The sequence below is a fragment of the Affinirhizobium helianthi genome (genome assembly GCF_042680945.1).
GTDB lineage: Bacteria > Pseudomonadota > Alphaproteobacteria > Rhizobiales > Rhizobiaceae > Neorhizobium > Neorhizobium helianthi.
Map to the genome: position 1 here is coordinate 101205 of NZ_JBHUEQ010000016.1, position 13303 is coordinate 114507.

16 protein-coding genes are annotated in these 13303 nt (G+C 57.4%); 7 read left to right on the forward strand and 9 right to left on the reverse strand.

The window, feature by feature from the left end; all coding sequences use genetic code 11:
- Nucleotides 1–85 precede the first annotated feature (85 nt).
- Nucleotides 86–721: a TetR family transcriptional regulator C-terminal domain-containing protein gene (locus ACFSE1_RS09820; RefSeq protein ID WP_377400067.1), complete on the forward strand. Its 636-nt coding sequence runs from the start codon at nt 86–88 to the stop codon at nt 719–721.
- Between the two features lie 23 nt (nt 722–744).
- Entirely contained in the window at nt 745–1140 is a 396-nt protein-coding gene (locus ACFSE1_RS09825) for a hypothetical protein (RefSeq protein ID WP_377400070.1), read from the forward strand.
- Nucleotides 1141–1283: 143 nt separating this feature from the next.
- On the opposite strand, the gene preA is transcribed toward ACFSE1_RS09825, so the two are convergent.
- Nucleotides 1284–2597 (reverse strand): NAD-dependent dihydropyrimidine dehydrogenase subunit PreA, encoded by a 1314-nt coding sequence (gene preA, locus ACFSE1_RS09830; RefSeq protein WP_377400073.1) that lies wholly within the window; start codon nt 2595–2597, stop codon nt 1284–1286.
- 15 nt (nt 2598–2612) lie between these two features.
- On the reverse strand, nt 2613–3974 hold the full coding sequence (locus ACFSE1_RS09835; protein WP_377400076.1) for an NAD(P)-dependent oxidoreductase: 1362 nt from the start codon (nt 3972–3974) through the stop codon (nt 2613–2615).
- A gap of 261 nt (nt 3975–4235) precedes the next feature.
- On the opposite strand from ACFSE1_RS09835, the gene ACFSE1_RS09840 reads away from it, so the two are divergent.
- The 4 genes from ACFSE1_RS09840 (at nt 4236) to ACFSE1_RS09855 (ending at nt 7178) form a co-directional block, all read left to right on the forward strand.
- Nucleotides 4236–4577 (forward strand): DUF2325 domain-containing protein, encoded by a 342-nt coding sequence (locus ACFSE1_RS09840; RefSeq protein ID WP_377400217.1) that lies wholly within the window; start codon nt 4236–4238, stop codon nt 4575–4577.
- A gap of 5 nt (nt 4578–4582) precedes the next feature.
- Nucleotides 4583–4813: a hypothetical protein gene (locus ACFSE1_RS09845; RefSeq protein ID WP_377400079.1), complete on the forward strand. Its 231-nt coding sequence runs from the start codon at nt 4583–4585 to the stop codon at nt 4811–4813.
- Between the two features lie 64 nt (nt 4814–4877).
- The gene (locus ACFSE1_RS09850) at nt 4878–6425 is read left to right on the forward strand and encodes a cryptochrome/photolyase family protein (RefSeq protein WP_377400082.1); all 1548 of its coding nucleotides are present in this window, start codon (nt 4878–4880) and stop codon (nt 6423–6425) included.
- Between the two features lie 54 nt (nt 6426–6479).
- Nucleotides 6480–7178 carry an SDR family NAD(P)-dependent oxidoreductase gene (locus ACFSE1_RS09855; protein WP_377400085.1) on the forward strand — a complete coding sequence of 233 codons (699 nt, stop codon included), beginning with the start codon at nt 6480–6482 and terminating at the stop codon, nt 7176–7178.
- Here the strand turns inward: ACFSE1_RS09855 and ACFSE1_RS09860 are convergent, their stop codons facing one another.
- The 5 genes from ACFSE1_RS09860 to ACFSE1_RS09880 form a co-directional block, all read right to left on the reverse strand.
- A complete protein-coding gene (locus ACFSE1_RS09860; RefSeq protein ID WP_377400088.1) occupies nt 7179–7607 on the reverse strand; it encodes a DUF3429 domain-containing protein in 429 nt (142 codons plus the stop codon).
- On the reverse strand, nt 7604–8602 hold the full coding sequence (locus tag ACFSE1_RS09865) for an NAD(P)/FAD-dependent oxidoreductase (RefSeq protein WP_377400091.1): 999 nt from the start codon (nt 8600–8602) through the stop codon (nt 7604–7606). Before ACFSE1_RS09865 ends, ACFSE1_RS09860 begins: the two co-directional genes overlap by 4 nt.
- Nucleotides 8599–8751 (reverse strand): DUF2256 domain-containing protein, encoded by a 153-nt coding sequence (locus tag ACFSE1_RS09870; protein ID WP_377400094.1) that lies wholly within the window; start codon nt 8749–8751, stop codon nt 8599–8601. The genes ACFSE1_RS09865 and ACFSE1_RS09870 overlap by 4 nt, the downstream gene beginning before the upstream one ends.
- A 55-nt stretch (nt 8752–8806) precedes the next feature.
- Nucleotides 8807–9646 (reverse strand): AraC family transcriptional regulator, encoded by an 840-nt coding sequence (locus ACFSE1_RS09875; protein WP_377400097.1) that lies wholly within the window; start codon nt 9644–9646, stop codon nt 8807–8809.
- A gap of 627 nt (nt 9647–10273) precedes the next feature.
- A complete protein-coding gene (locus ACFSE1_RS09880; RefSeq protein ID WP_377400100.1) occupies nt 10274–12016 on the reverse strand; it encodes an ArnT family glycosyltransferase in 1743 nt (580 codons plus the stop codon).
- A gap of 215 nt (nt 12017–12231) precedes the next feature.
- Between ACFSE1_RS09880 and ACFSE1_RS09885 the strand changes: the two genes are divergently transcribed.
- Nucleotides 12232–12666 carry a (R)-mandelonitrile lyase gene (locus ACFSE1_RS09885; RefSeq protein WP_377400103.1) on the forward strand — a complete coding sequence of 145 codons (435 nt, stop codon included), beginning with the start codon at nt 12232–12234 and terminating at the stop codon, nt 12664–12666.
- Here ACFSE1_RS09885 and ACFSE1_RS09890 read toward each other — a convergent pair.
- Together ACFSE1_RS09890 and ACFSE1_RS09895 are read right to left on the reverse strand one after the other, a co-directional pair.
- Nucleotides 12645–13163 carry a metallophosphoesterase family protein gene (locus tag ACFSE1_RS09890; RefSeq protein ID WP_377400106.1) on the reverse strand — a complete coding sequence of 173 codons (519 nt, stop codon included), beginning with the start codon at nt 13161–13163 and terminating at the stop codon, nt 12645–12647. The genes ACFSE1_RS09885 and ACFSE1_RS09890 overlap by 22 nt on opposite strands.
- Nucleotides 13160–13303 (reverse strand): hypothetical protein, encoded by a 144-nt coding sequence (locus ACFSE1_RS09895; protein WP_377400109.1) that lies wholly within the window; start codon nt 13301–13303, stop codon nt 13160–13162. Before ACFSE1_RS09895 ends, ACFSE1_RS09890 begins: the two co-directional genes overlap by 4 nt.

Genomic DNA, 13303 nt, shown 5'->3' on the forward strand with positions numbered 1-13303 from the left:
GAACAAGTTTCCGGCAGTCGTTTTGCCGGGGTAATTTTTGTGCATCTGCGTTGGCTCAGTGCGGTGCAAGAAGGGGTGAAAGAGGGTGATGACACCGCGAGCGGCGAAGACACAGCGGCGCACCCGCATTCAGGAAGAGAAAGAGGAAAAGATCCTCGAAGCGGCGCTGGATATCTTCTCCACCTATGGGTTTCGCGGAGCAACCATCGATCAGATTGCCGAGGCGGCTGGCATGTCCAAGCCCAATCTCCTCTATTATTTCCGCACCAAAGATGCCATTCACCGCGCGCTTCTGGACCGCATGCTGTTTACCTGGCTGGAGCCGTTGCGCGCTTTCGATGCGGAGGGAAACCCGGAAACGGAAATCCGCTCCTATATTCGTCGAAAGCTGGAAATGTCGCGCGATTTCCCCCGTGAAAGCCGCCTCTTTGCCAATGAAATCATTCAGGGCGCACCTCACATCACGGATGAGTTGAACGGCCCCTTGCGGCAATTGGTGGATGAAAAGGCAGACGTGATCCGTGCCTGGATCAAGGCGGGCAAAATGGCAAAATGCGATCCGCACCATCTGATTTTTTCCATCTGGGCCACCACCCAGCATTATGCGGATTTCGATGTGCAGGTGCAGGCTGTGCTGGGCGAAAAATCAGGCGAGGGACGGTTTGAGGATGCCGCCCGCTTTCTGGAAGAGCTGTTCATGCGCGGGCTCGCCATTCGATAGGAATGGCAAGACAGGACATTGAAATGTATCCCAAAATAAGAGTTTTTTGGTACTTCAGTTTGTGCCCTGCTGTAGCTGGGTTCTTCCTCTATTTATGGCTTTTGTTTCAAAATCTCGGAGCTTCCGATTTCCTCAGTGCGGATATGGTGATTTTTGCCTTGATGCTTCCCGTAGCCTCGCTCGCCGCAATGCTATTTTATGGTATCCCAGCGCTGATCCTCGCCTGGATTTATACTCTCTTTGAATTGCGCAAACGCCCGCATGATATTTTCATCGTTTCACTCGCAGGCGGCGTGGCGGCCTTTTCCTGGAGCCACCTCGTTCCATTGCCGATGGAGCCGCTGTTGTGCTTTGTGTGCGGGGCAGGAAGTTCGCTCCTCATGTCTTTTCTAGCTCTTCCCTGTGTGGTGGCTGATTAACAATGCGGGATGCCATTATCTGCGTCTTGCCGCGCCGTATAAGCACGATGACGTCGACGATATACAGTTTATTGAGGTGAGGGCCTTCAAGAAGGCAGGCAGGGCACCTTTTGCGCCCCGCCCAATCTCTCACTTAAACGCGCTTACTCCGCGGCCACCTGCGCCATAGGGTTGTTGGGGTGCGTGGTCCAGTTCGCGTAAGTGGGGTCAACCACCTTGCCGGTACGCTGGTCGAGTGCGCCCGGTTCCAGCCCCACCATGGTGATGCAGTTTTCGACAGGGCAGACGTTGACGCAGAGATTGCAGCCCACGCATTCGTCTTCCATCACCTCGAAATGGCGCACGCCGTTGACCATGCTCGTGATGGCCTGATGCGAGGTATCCTCGCAGGCGATGTGGCAGCGGCCGCATTTGATGCAGGCATCCTGGTCGATATGGGCTTTCGCCACATAATTGAGGTTCAAGTATTTCCAGTCGGTCACGTTCGGAACGGCACGTCCGGTAATGTCGTCCAGCGTGCGATGACCCTTCTCGTCCATCCAGTCGGAGAGGCCGGAGATCATTTCCTGAACGATCTTGAAGCCATAGGTCATGGCGGCGGTGCAGACCTGAACATTGCCAGCGCCCAGAACCAGGAATTCCGCTGCATCCCGCCATGTTGTCACGCCGCCGATGCCGGAGATTGGCAGACCATAGGTCTCTTCATCGCGTGCGATTTCAGAGACCATGTTGAGCGCAATCGGCTTTACCGCCGGACCGCAATAGCCGCCATGGCTGCCTTTGCCGCCAACGGTCGGAACCGGCGCAAAATTATCCAGATCGACCGAAACGATGGAGTTGATCGTGTTGATCAGCGAGACGGCATCCGTGCCGCCGCGTTTTGCAGCGCGGGCCGGGTGGCGGATGTCGGTGATGTTGGGTGTCAGCTTGGTGATGACAGGCATGCGGGTATATTGCTTGCACCAGCGCACCACCATTTCGATATATTCCGGCACCTGACCGACGGCAGAACCCATGCCGCGTTCCGACATGCCGTGCGGACAGCCGAAGTTCAGCTCAATGCCATCCGCACCGGTTTCTTCCACCAGCGGCAGAATGGCCTTCCACTCTTCCTCGACGCAGGGAACCATGATGGAGGCGATGAGCGCCCGATCCGGCCAGTTCATCTTCACCTGCTTCATTTCCTGCAGATTGATTTGAAGCGGGCGGTCGGTGATCAGCTCGATATTGTTCAAGCCCAGAAGGCGGCGGTCAGCGCCCCAGATGGCACCATAGCGGGGGCCATTGACGTTAACCACCGGTGGGCCTTCCGACCCAAGCGTCTTCCAGACAACGCCGCCCCAGCCCGCCTTGAAAGCGCGTTCCACATTATAGGCCTTATCCGTTGGCGGAGCAGAGGCCAGCCAGAAGGGGTTGGGCGATTTGATGCCGACGAAATTATTGCGAAGATCAGCCATGGTTCATCTCCCGGTTCAAGCGACGGCCACAGCCGGCTGACCGGCTAAAGCAAAGGCAAGATGAATGGCTTCTGCGGCATCGCGCCCATGGGCCACGGCGGACACGGTGAGATCTTCACCCCGGTTGATGCAGTCGCCCCCGGCATAGACCCGTTCCATGGAGGTGCGACAGTGCTCGTCCACCACGATGCGGCCCTTTTCCATGGCGAGGCTGCCGAGACCGCTCGCCTTGAAGGATTGACCGATGGCCTTGAAGATCTGGTCAGCGGCAATCACGCCGGTTTCGCCAGTGCCAACAAGGTGGCCGTCACGCAGCGCGGTATATTCCAGTTCGATACCGGCAACAGCGCCGTCTTTGCCGAGGATGCGCTTTGGCGCCAGCCAATGGCGGATTGTCACGCCCTTGGAAGCGGCAAGGTCCTGCTCGTATTCAGAGGCGTTCATGTTTTCCTTGCCGCGTCGATAGCAGATGGTCACTTCTTCTGCCCCGAGAAGCTTGGCCTGAATGGCAGCGTCAATGGCTGTCATGCCGCCGCCGAGAACCACGACGCGGCGTCCAATCGGAACCTCCGACTTGTCCTTAGCCTGCCGCAGATAAGCGATGAAATCCACCGCATCATCCACGCCCGCCAGCTCTTCGCCCTCAATGCCAAGGCCGTTGACGCCAGCCAGGCCGAGGCCGAGGAAGACAGCGTCGTAATCTGCGGCGAGATCTTGCAGCGAAAAGTCACGGCCCAGTGCCTGACCGTTGCGAATTTCGATGCCGCCAATGGCAAGCAGATAGTCCACTTCCTTCTGGGCGAAATCATCCGGCGCCTTGTAGGTGGCAATGCCGTATTCGTTCAGGCCGCCCGCCTTTTCCCTTGCGTCGAAAATGACGACCGAATGCCCTTTCATGGCGAGGCGATGGGCGCAGGAAAGACCTGCCGGACCCGCACCGACCACCGCAACCACCTTTCCGGTTTCAGCACCCCGCTGGAAGAACTGGCGATTGCCTTCCATGGCGATATCGGTGGCATAGCGCTGAAGACGGCCAATCTCGACCGGCTTGTCTTCAGCCGTATTGCGCACGCAAGCCTGCTCGCAGAGCGTTTCGGTGGGACAGACGCGGGCGCACATGCCGCCCAGAATGTTCTGGTTGAAGATGGTGCGGGCCGCACCGAGAGGATTACCCGTCGATATCTGCCGGATGAACAGCGGAATATCGATTTCGGTGGGACAGGCCGTCATGCACGGCGCGTCATGGCAGAAATAGCATCGGTCCGATGCTACCAGAGCCTCGTGTTTGTCGAGGCGGGGGTGGAGATCCTTGAAGTTGTGTTCGTACTCCGCAGGTGCCAGACGGCCTCCTGCGATACCGCTTCCCAGTCTGTGCATGTTGCTTCCCTCTTTTATGGATTTATACGCAACTGACCGAGCCTAGCATGACAATTTTTTTTATCAAACGGTAAAACTTTTGCGGCGACCAAGCTTGCCGCTGTGATTTCCTGACAAAAATCATCATGTTTATACTTTACTCTTTTTGTCATGTTAATTATGGTGCCGCTCGCAACGCCCTGACGGGCATGACTCGCAATTGAGGGAAGACGAGCCGTGGCAAAGAAGGACAAGCGCAAGCCAGCCAGCAAGAAGCCAGCCGTGCAGGCGGTGGAAAAAGCGGAAGCTTCGAATGATGTGAAGAGCTTCCTCTATGTGGGCGGGCGCGATTGCCAGGTGGCGCATCTGCGCGAGATTGCCAACAACTTCGGTGCGGAACTCATCCACCATGATGGCGGTTTGAGAGAGGCTGTTTCACGCATCGATACGCTTCTGCCCTCTGTCGACTGCGTGTTCTGCCCCATCGACTGTATCAGTCACGATGCCTGCCTGCGGGTGAAGAGCGGCTGCAAGAAGTTCAGCAAAACCTTCATTCCCCTGCGCAACGGCTCGAAATCGAGCCTGGAGCGGGCATTGCAGACCATGAAGGAACGGAACGCTTAAACGCCATGAACCATGATAGTCGAGATGGCACCATTTTCATCGGGCTGCACAAGCTTGCCCAGCAGAATGGCGATGGGCTGGTCCCTGAGCTTTACGCCCTGTTGACGCGCCGCCCGGATGAACTGGAAGAGACGGACAAGATCGTGCGGTTTCCCATTGGCCGCACCCGCCTTCCTCACACCGAGGTGCCTGAACAAACGGGCCAGATCATTCCGCTGAAACTCTGCCAGCGCTAAATTGTAATCTGCCTGCCGGATCGCTGCGTATCGGATTTGCAAGAGTTCCTTACGCAGTGTTCCGATGGCCAAGCTCCGCAATCTCATCTTCATTCTGGGCGATCAGCTTTCGCCTGCACTCTCCAGTCTGCGGGATGCAGATCCGCGCATAGACCATATCCTGATGTGCGAAGTGGCGGCGGAGGCGACCTATGTGCGCCACCACAAGCTGAAGCTTGCCTTCATCTTCTCTGCCATGCGCCATTTTGCGGAAGAACTGCGGCAAAGCGGGTTTCGCGTTCACTATCGCAGGCTGGATGATGAGGCAAACAAGGGCTCGTTGCGCGAGGAAGTGCGGGCTGCCGTGCAGGAGCTTTCGCCGCAGGCCATTCGGGTGACGGAACCGGGCGAATGGCGCGTGCTGGAGGATATGAAGGCCTGGCAGCAATTGACCGGCGTGCCGGTGCAGATTTTGCCCGATACGCGCTTTCTCTGTTCGCACAGGCAGTTCCGGGAATGGGCGTCGGGCCGCAAGGAACTCACAATGGAGTTCTTCTATCGCGAGATGCGTCGAAAGACGGGGCTGTTGATGCAGGGCGATCACCCCGAAGGCGGGCGCTGGAATTTCGACGCCGAGAACCGCAAGCCCGCCAAGCCCGATCTTTTGCGCCCGCAGCACAAGCGTTTCAAACCGGACGAGATCACAAGCGAGGTTCTCTCTCTGGTCGAGGCGCGCTTTAGCAACCACATTGGAAAGCTTGAGACGTTCGGCTTTGCGGTCACCCGGTCGCAGGCGGAAGAGGTTCTGGAAGGTTTTCTTCGCGATTTCCTGCCGCAGTTCGGGGAAACGCAGGATGCCATGCTGGCGTCCGATCCCTTTCTCAACCATTCGCTGCTTTCGTTCTACATCAATATCGGTTTTCTCGATCCGCTTGCCGTCTGTCGCGCGGCGGAGGCGGCGTATCACGCGGGCCATGCGCCGCTGAATGCGGTAGAAGGCTTTATCCGCCAGATCATCGGCTGGCGCGAATATGTCCGTGGTGTCTACTGGCTGAAGATGCCGGGCTATACGACGCTGAATTTCCTGGACGCGAAACGGGATCTGCCGGATTTCTACTGGACGGCGGAGACGCACATGCGCTGCCTTTCGACAGTGATTGGCGAGACGATCGATCACGCCTATGCACATCATATCCAGCGCTTGATGGTGACCGGCACCTTTGCACTGCTGGCGGGCATCGATCCCTACCAGGTGCATGAGTGGTATCTGGAAGTCTATGCGGATGCCTATGAATGGGTGGAAGCGCCGAATGTGATTGGCATGAGCCAGTTTGCCGATGGCGGATTGTTGGGCTCGAAACCCTATGCTGCAAGCGGCAACTACATTTCGAAAATGTCGGATTACTGTGAGCACTGTCGCTACGATGTGAAGAAGAAGGTGGGCGAGGGTGCCTGTCCTTTCAACGCGCTCTATTGGGATTTTCTGGATCGCAATGGCGACAAGCTGTCCGGCAATAGGCGGCTGGCGCAGCCCTATGCCACATGGCGGCGGATGAGCGATGAGCAGCGGCAGAGCTACCGCGTCAGTGCACGCGACTTTCTGAAAAAACTGGAAGCAGGTGATGTCGTCTGAACCACGACCAAGGTGCGCACGTAGCATAGGTATAGGCATTGAAGGAGAGGGCTGATGACACTTCTAACATCGCTGCCGCGTGGATATCGCGCAATCGTCTTGGGGGCGAGCGGCGGGATTGGATCTGCAATGGCAACCGCCATTAAGGGCGATATGAATTGCAGTGAACTGATCGAGCTTTCGCGCAGCAAGGATGGTCTTGATGTCACCGGTGAGGCGAGTGTTGCAGGAGCTGCTTCGCGTCTGGAAGGCCCGTTCCATCTGATCTTTTGCGCAACCGGCGGTCTGACGATTGATGGCGTGGGGCCGGAAAAGTCTCTGCGTCAGATCACAGCCGAGACCATGTCACGTCAGTTTGCCTTGAACGCAATTGGTACAGCACTGGTGGTGAAGTATTTTTCACCCCTGCTGCCGAAGAAGGAGCGCGGCTTGATGGGCTTCCTCTCCGCCCGTGTCGGCTCCATAGGCGATAATCATCTGGGAGGCTGGATTTCCTATCGAGCCTCGAAAGCGGCACTGAACCAGATTCTGCGAACGGCCTCGGTTGAACTTTCCCGCACGCATCCCGAATCTGTTCTGGTGCCGCTACACCCCGGCACGGTCGCAACATCGCTCTCCGAGAAATATTCAGGCGGCCATGAGCGGACGGCACCCGATCTTGCCGCAGCCAATCTGTTGACCGTTCTGAATGGCCTTCAACCGGCCCAAACCGGCCAGTTCTTCGCCTATGACGGTTCCTCTATTCCGTGGTGATCAGCCGAAGGGAAGCGTCAGGCGGATAAGATAGGCAAGCACCACGAGTGCAGTGATGCGAATGCGCATTGAGAAATACCAGTCCTGCTCGCCGCCGCGATTGAACACCAGGCGATCCACTCCGAGGAGTAGCGAGAAGGCGAAAAGCTGAAGAATAAGTGCTGCCAGGGCATTGGGGAGCAACAGCGAGCCCCAAATGCCCAAGGCGACGACATTGCTGGCGATGATGACGGCTATGGAAGGCCGGATCTCTCTCTGAACCATTCCCCACACCGTGCCCGCCATGAAGGAGGCGATGACGGCGCCATAGGCCAGAAAGGCTTGCAAACGAAGCGGATCGTCAAACAATGGCAGGCCGGGAATGAGCAGCAGGTAAAAGGGCAGAGCTCCGCTGAAGGTGAGGATTTGCGTGAGGTATCTGGGGTTCATGGCTCAATCTCTAACTGGGTAAGGAGGCTCGCGGCGAGCGCATCGGCGCTCTGGAACGCGGCTTCAACACGGTTGCCGATGCACCAATCGCCGCAAGCTGCCAGATGGCGGTTTGGGTCCAGAAGGAAAGGGCTTCCAAGTGGCGTCGCGGTGCTTGCATATTTCCAGCGATGCAGAACCGGCGTCGCGGCGATGAGATCTGCCAGGTCAGGCAGAAGCGTGGCGAGCGCCTGCATCATCTGCGCTTCCACCCATGGGAGGGGCGCTTCCAGATGCTCCTGCGACCAATCGTTTCGCGCATGCACGACGAGAGCTGGCGTTGATGCTCTCTCCGGCTTGGAATGATTTGCACCGATCCAGCCAATTACCGGATGCTCAACCTGTGCGGCGGAAAAGGGCAGGCTGCTTGCCTCGCCAAGCGCAATCATCAACGTGAAGCAGCCATGCATCTCCACCGACCTGACTGCTGCGGCATCGTCCGGAGCAAGGGGCAAAAGGTCTGCTGTCTGGGGCGCGGGAGCAGTCGAGACAATCCAGGCGAATGGACCGAGCCTCTGATCATCTTCTGTGCGAAGCCCCCAGTGGCCGGGCTTGCCCTCGACCCCGACAATCTTTGTGTTCAATCGGGGTTTGTGTGGCTCTGCGAAAAATCTGACCAGCGCGTTCATGCCGGGATTGGCGACAAAGCGTGGAGACCGATCCTCCAGTTTTTCAAGCTTTGCGGCGGCATTGAGCCGATGCAGCGGAGCATCCCACACTTCCACCACACCGCGTTCCATAGCGGGTTCGAGAAAATCATGAAAGGCAGGATGCCGAATGGTAAAATACTGGGCGCCGTGATCGAAGCCAGCGCTCTCACCGCGACGGGTCGCCATGCGCCCACCCAGGCCACGGCTTTTTTCGACCAGCGTGATCTCGGCATGAGGGGCCAGACGCGTTGCCAGAGCGACGCCTGCAAGACCGGCACCGATGATTGCGATCTCCGGTTTCATCATCTGCGGTCCCCCTTGGACTGTCTGCAGCGGTCGGAGCAGTATTTCACTGTCTCCCAGTCGCGCGCCCATTTCCGCCGCCAACTGAAAGGCCGTGCACAAACCACGCAGATCTTGGAGGGCAACTCGCTCTTCTTCTGATGTTTCGGCATGGCGTACACTGATTGTCTCACATATCAGCGATTACGCCGTGAAAGGCGCTCCAGATCAACCGGAGGCGGCCATGGGCTCTGCGATACCACGTCCAGCCGCCCGGAACCGCTTGTGATAGGCGCTTGGGGTCGTGCCATAGCAGGCCTTGATCCACCGTGTCAGATGGCTCTGGTCGACAAAGCCGCACAGGCTTGCGACCTGTATGGGCGGGCGGGTCTGTAGCATCAGCTTGGCACGCGCCGTGCGGCGGGCTTGAATATAGGCGTGAGGTGTTGCGCCGACATTCTCCTTGAACAGACGAATGAAGTGGAACTTGCTGAGATCGATCAGGGCCGACAAGGTCTCGATCTCGAGATTCTCGTTGATATGCTCTTCGATATAGGTACGAACGAGGCTTATTCTGTGGTCCTCATGGGAGACAGGGCGGTTGTTGCGCGATGAAAAGAGCGCGCTTGCGTGATAGAGAATATCGCTGAGGCGTTCGTTCCACAAAGCGTTGTTGCGGGTCGCATCCAGCACGATAAGCTGCTCGGCGAAGCGCCTTGCAATGGAAGCGTTGTGCAAAACGGGCGTGGGGAAGACGAAGCCTTGCGGGGCAACGTCCATCATGGCCGATGTCGGCACATGCAGGGCCTGATAGATGACGCCCTGTTGATTGTCCGGCTCTATGGCGTGCAACTCATCCGGATTGAGAAGGGTGAGAGACCCTGCGGGAACTTCGTGCATGATGCCCATATGGTTCAGGCGCTTCAGTCCCTTTGTCACGACAGCCAGTGCAAAGCCGGAATGCGTTCGCGGCGGAATGGGCGTTCGGTACAGGTGGACGCTCAAGCGTTCCACGTCCGGCCGATGGGCGACGCAGTTGAAGACGATCTTCTCTTCAGTATTGTTCATTTAGTACGCCAAACTTTAGAAATATGTGTTTCGGCTATAGTGGTGATATCCATCGCCACCATGGCCGAAAGCTTGTCACGAATGCTTCTGGCGGGATCTATAGCTATCGGTCCTGATTCTATCTAGGGTTTTGTTGATAGAAAGTCAGTTTCGCCCGTGAATTATTCTGTACGTGACAATGAAAATAATTCGAGTTTGGCTTTTGGCAGGTATTTTTGAAGGTAAAATTCAGAAAATTGTCGATCGCCTGCACTCATTTTGGTCATCAGATTGGCAGGTTCATGACCTGTTCCAGCCGATTTCGTAAAGGGCCTTTTAGCGAAACATCCCCAAAACCAGCGGTAAAACCTCTATTTCGCCCCTGAATTCTATGTATTTATAGTTGTGTTCTGATCTTCGACCGATTCCAATCTGATCGCATTATTCTCTGCCGATGAATGCGTGGCAGCTGGATCGTCTGGCGCGAACCGGCTGACGGATTTCTGCGTGCAAGCAAGGGGGAGCGTTGCGCCTTCTTTCCTGCGCGTAAAAGGCCGAGTTCAGGCGAGCAGACAGGATCCTATCAGATCGCAGTCCTCTCCAGAGCCGTTAGAGCTTTTTCGTGTTTCTGTTGGATGCGAAAAAGCTCTAGTTCAGCCGCTTTCGGACAATCTGGACCGACTGGATTTTCAATCCGTTCAGGTTGCGTGCCGTGACCAGTTCCACGGGATCTGCCGATCCTCCCATGGTCGCCAAGGCTGCGGTGAAAGCGGGCATTTGGCTGGAGGTAACGGCAGCTATGGCGCAGGCTGCGTCGTGGAAGGCCTTTGCCCCATCCTCTGCATTCAGGCGCTGCATCGGCGTTCCCAGCCGAAAAACGATGCTGGGTTCCGCATAGCCGATGGAGAGTTTGACAGGTTTTTCGCAATTGGTCTGTCGGTTGAAGGCTTCCTTAATTCTGTCTGAAAGCCATAGGCCCCGCGCATCCGGAAGAAGCAGCCCGTAGCCGAGGGCATAGATGGCCGCGACGGCCACGATCACGGCGGTGAAGCCCGCACGTAGCCGGTTGCGCATGAACCAGACGCTGGCAAGAATGCTGAGTGTGGCCGCGCAAGCACCCAGTGCGAGGCCGATCAAGTGGATATGCCCTTCGATATGATAAAACAGCAGGTTCAGGGCGAGTGGCAGTGCAACGCCTCCAGCGGCAATGCCGAGATAGGTGAAGCGGAACCAGCGATTGGATGTCTTCAGCCCGATATCGTTCACCGCCAATCCCGCCAGCACGGCCCAGGCGGGCATCATGGGCAGGATGTAATTGGGCAGCTTGGTTGCAATCAGCTCGAACAGCAGCCAGGCGGGCACTATCCAGAAGAAGAGAAACGCGACCGTTTTCGTATGGCGGTTTTTCCATGCCCACCAGACTGCCAGAGAAAAGAAGATGGAAAGGGGCCAGAACGTGCCAAGCGAGGTCAGAATATAGGTGCCGGGCGGTGCGCCATGGCTTTCCTGCGCGGTGGCAATTTTGCCCAGCATGTCATGGCCGACAGATTGCTGGAAAAAGGCGCCCTTTGAAATCCAGCCAATGGCCAGGAGCCATGGCAGCACAACGCATAAATAGGCGATGATGCCGCGAACCGGCGAGAGGGCGCGGAGGATGGAGAGGTTGCGTTCTGTGGCGAGGATGCCAAGAAGCGTGAAGCCCGCAATCATGGGGGCGACCGGCCCTTTGATCAAAGTGCCAAGTCCAAGTGCCAGCCAGAACAGCGCATTGCGCCACAGGCGCTGACGGCGGTTTTCATCCAGATAGGCTGAGAGCAAGCCAAGCTGTGAAGCGACAATGGTGGCGCACAGCATGGCATCCGTCTTGCCGATGCGGGCTTCGAATGCGAGTTCGACGGTCATGGCGGCGAGAAGGCCAGCCAAAAGGCCTGCTCGCTTGCCGCCCATCTGCGCGGCAATTGCATAGGTCAGCATTGCGGTGAGAATTGCGCCGAACAGGGAGGGCAGGCGATAGACCCACAGGGCGCTCCCGGCGCCTGTGCCGATGGTTTTGGCCGCCAGACCCTGCAGCCAATAGATCCCGACGGGTTTCTTGTAGCGGGGTTCGTTCTGAAAGCGGATATCCACCCAATCGCCGCTTTCCAGCATCTGGCGGCTTGCCTGCACATAGAGCGCCTCATCCCGATCCGTCAGGGGCAGGGTGTTTATGCCGGGGAGCAGGGTGGCAAGTGCCACCAGAAACACCAGAAGCAAGGGCACGAGGTGCTCCCGCAACAGACTGCTGGATCCGTGAGCCTGCGCTGCCTCTTTTGAGCCTTGCATGGGAAACGGTGCGGCGCTCGCATCGCCGGCATCCTCTATCAGATCTTTGTCACCCGCCGTGTTCGTCATCGCTCAACCCGTTCCCGCATTCGATGATGGGGCCATCATACGTCTTGTTTCTAAGGGATGACGGAATGGATGACATTGTATTGTGTCAGTGAAATTGCGTCTTTCTGCTGCCTGTGCATGTTTTGCAGCGGGGGCGGAAATCCAGAGCCGCAAGGTTCCTGACAAATGTGCTTATCGTCCTAGATGTCAGGGAATAGAGCGAAAGGAAGGCGACCATGCAGATCACCAGAAACGGCACCATGCCCTCAACCAAAGGGCCGGCCGATTATTTCAGCGGGAATGTGCGGATCGATCCGTTGTTTTCTCCCAATGATGCCCGCCGTGCGGCAGCAGCCACGGTAACGTTCGAGCCCGGTGCGCGAACCGCCTGGCACACACATCCGCTTGGGCAGACGCTGATCGTTGTTTCAGGGGCGGGTCTTGCGCAGCGCGAGGGCGGGCCGATTGAAGAAATTCGCCCCGGTGATGTTGTCTGGTTCGAACCGGGCGAAAAGCACTGGCACGGAGCCTCTCCCACCCATGCGATGACACATATCGCCATTCAGGAAAGTCTGGACGGCAAGGTTGTCGATTGGCTGGAGCAGGTGAGTGATGAAGACTATGGCGGCGCGCATTCCGAAAGAACCGTTCAGGATGAAGTCTGGCCCTGACTGGCTTTGCTCCTGCTCGCCAGAATTTGAGGCAGGGTAACGGGTCGAAGCGCCTGCGCATCCACGCCCGCATCGAACTGGCGCAGGATTGGTTTCAACTTGCCGTGCGAATGGCCGTGCAGATTGATGGAGTTCTTGCCGATCTTGTTCCAGGTGCGGAAAGGGTAGTGGCAGAGGATCAGCAGGTGCCCATCCACGGTCAACTCCTTGTAGTGCTGCACGCTTTGCCATTGGCTGGCGTTTACCACCTCGTCCGGGTCGTTATTGCCGATGATGAGGTGTTTGCGCCCGTTCAGCCGATCCAGCAAAGGGGCGCAATCGCCAGCGCGGGCGGACATGAAATCCCCCAGGTGCCAGATCTCGTCGTCTTCGCGCACGATCTCGTTCCAGAGCGCGATCAGTGCAACATCATGCGAGGTCAAATCAGGAAAAGGACGGCGATCCAGCCGCAAGACGCGTGGATCGCCGAAATGTGTGTCGCTGGTGAAATAAATCACACCTGATCCTTCGGCGGTTCGCCGGTGGCATCGCGCATGCCTTTTTCCGCCTTTTCCTTCAGTTTTTCACGATCCTTCTCTGCGGTCTTGGGGTCGCTTCTGGCTGCATCGCTGCCTGCGTCCTGCTTGGCGTCGGTCAT

Bases quoted from the DNA above. Each gene is read 5' to 3' on its own strand.
- ACFSE1_RS09825 (WP_377400070.1), top strand. From the start codon at position 745: ATGTATCCCAAAATAAGAGTTTTTTGGTACTTCAGTTTGTGCCCTGCT.
- preA (WP_377400073.1), bottom strand. From the start codon at position 2,597: ATGGCTGATCTTCGCAATAATTTCGTCGGCATCAAATCGCCCAACCCC.
- ACFSE1_RS09835 (WP_377400076.1), bottom strand. From the start codon at position 3,974: ATGCACAGACTGGGAAGCGGTATCGCAGGAGGCCGTCTGGCACCTGCG.
- ACFSE1_RS09845 (WP_377400079.1), top strand. From the start codon at position 4,583: ATGAACCATGATAGTCGAGATGGCACCATTTTCATCGGGCTGCACAAG.
- ACFSE1_RS09850 (WP_377400082.1), top strand. From the start codon at position 4,878: ATGGCCAAGCTCCGCAATCTCATCTTCATTCTGGGCGATCAGCTTTCG.
- ACFSE1_RS09855 (WP_377400085.1), top strand. From the start codon at position 6,480: ATGACACTTCTAACATCGCTGCCGCGTGGATATCGCGCAATCGTCTTG.
- ACFSE1_RS09860 (WP_377400088.1), bottom strand. From the start codon at position 7,607: ATGAACCCCAGATACCTCACGCAAATCCTCACCTTCAGCGGAGCTCTG.
- ACFSE1_RS09865 (WP_377400091.1), bottom strand. From the start codon at position 8,602: ATGATGAAACCGGAGATCGCAATCATCGGTGCCGGTCTTGCAGGCGTC.
- ACFSE1_RS09870 (WP_377400094.1), bottom strand. From the start codon at position 8,751: ATGCCGAAACATCAGAAGAAGAGCGAGTTGCCCTCCAAGATCTGCGTG.
- ACFSE1_RS09875 (WP_377400097.1), bottom strand. From the start codon at position 9,646: ATGAACAATACTGAAGAGAAGATCGTCTTCAACTGCGTCGCCCATCGG.
- ACFSE1_RS09880 (WP_377400100.1), bottom strand. From the start codon at position 12,016: ATGACGAACACGGCGGGTGACAAAGATCTGATAGAGGATGCCGGCGAT.
- ACFSE1_RS09885 (WP_377400103.1), top strand. From the start codon at position 12,232: ATGCAGATCACCAGAAACGGCACCATGCCCTCAACCAAAGGGCCGGCC.
- ACFSE1_RS09895 (WP_377400109.1), bottom strand. From the start codon at position 13,303: ATGACCGACGCCAAGCAGGACGCAGGCAGCGATGCAGCCAGAAGCGAC.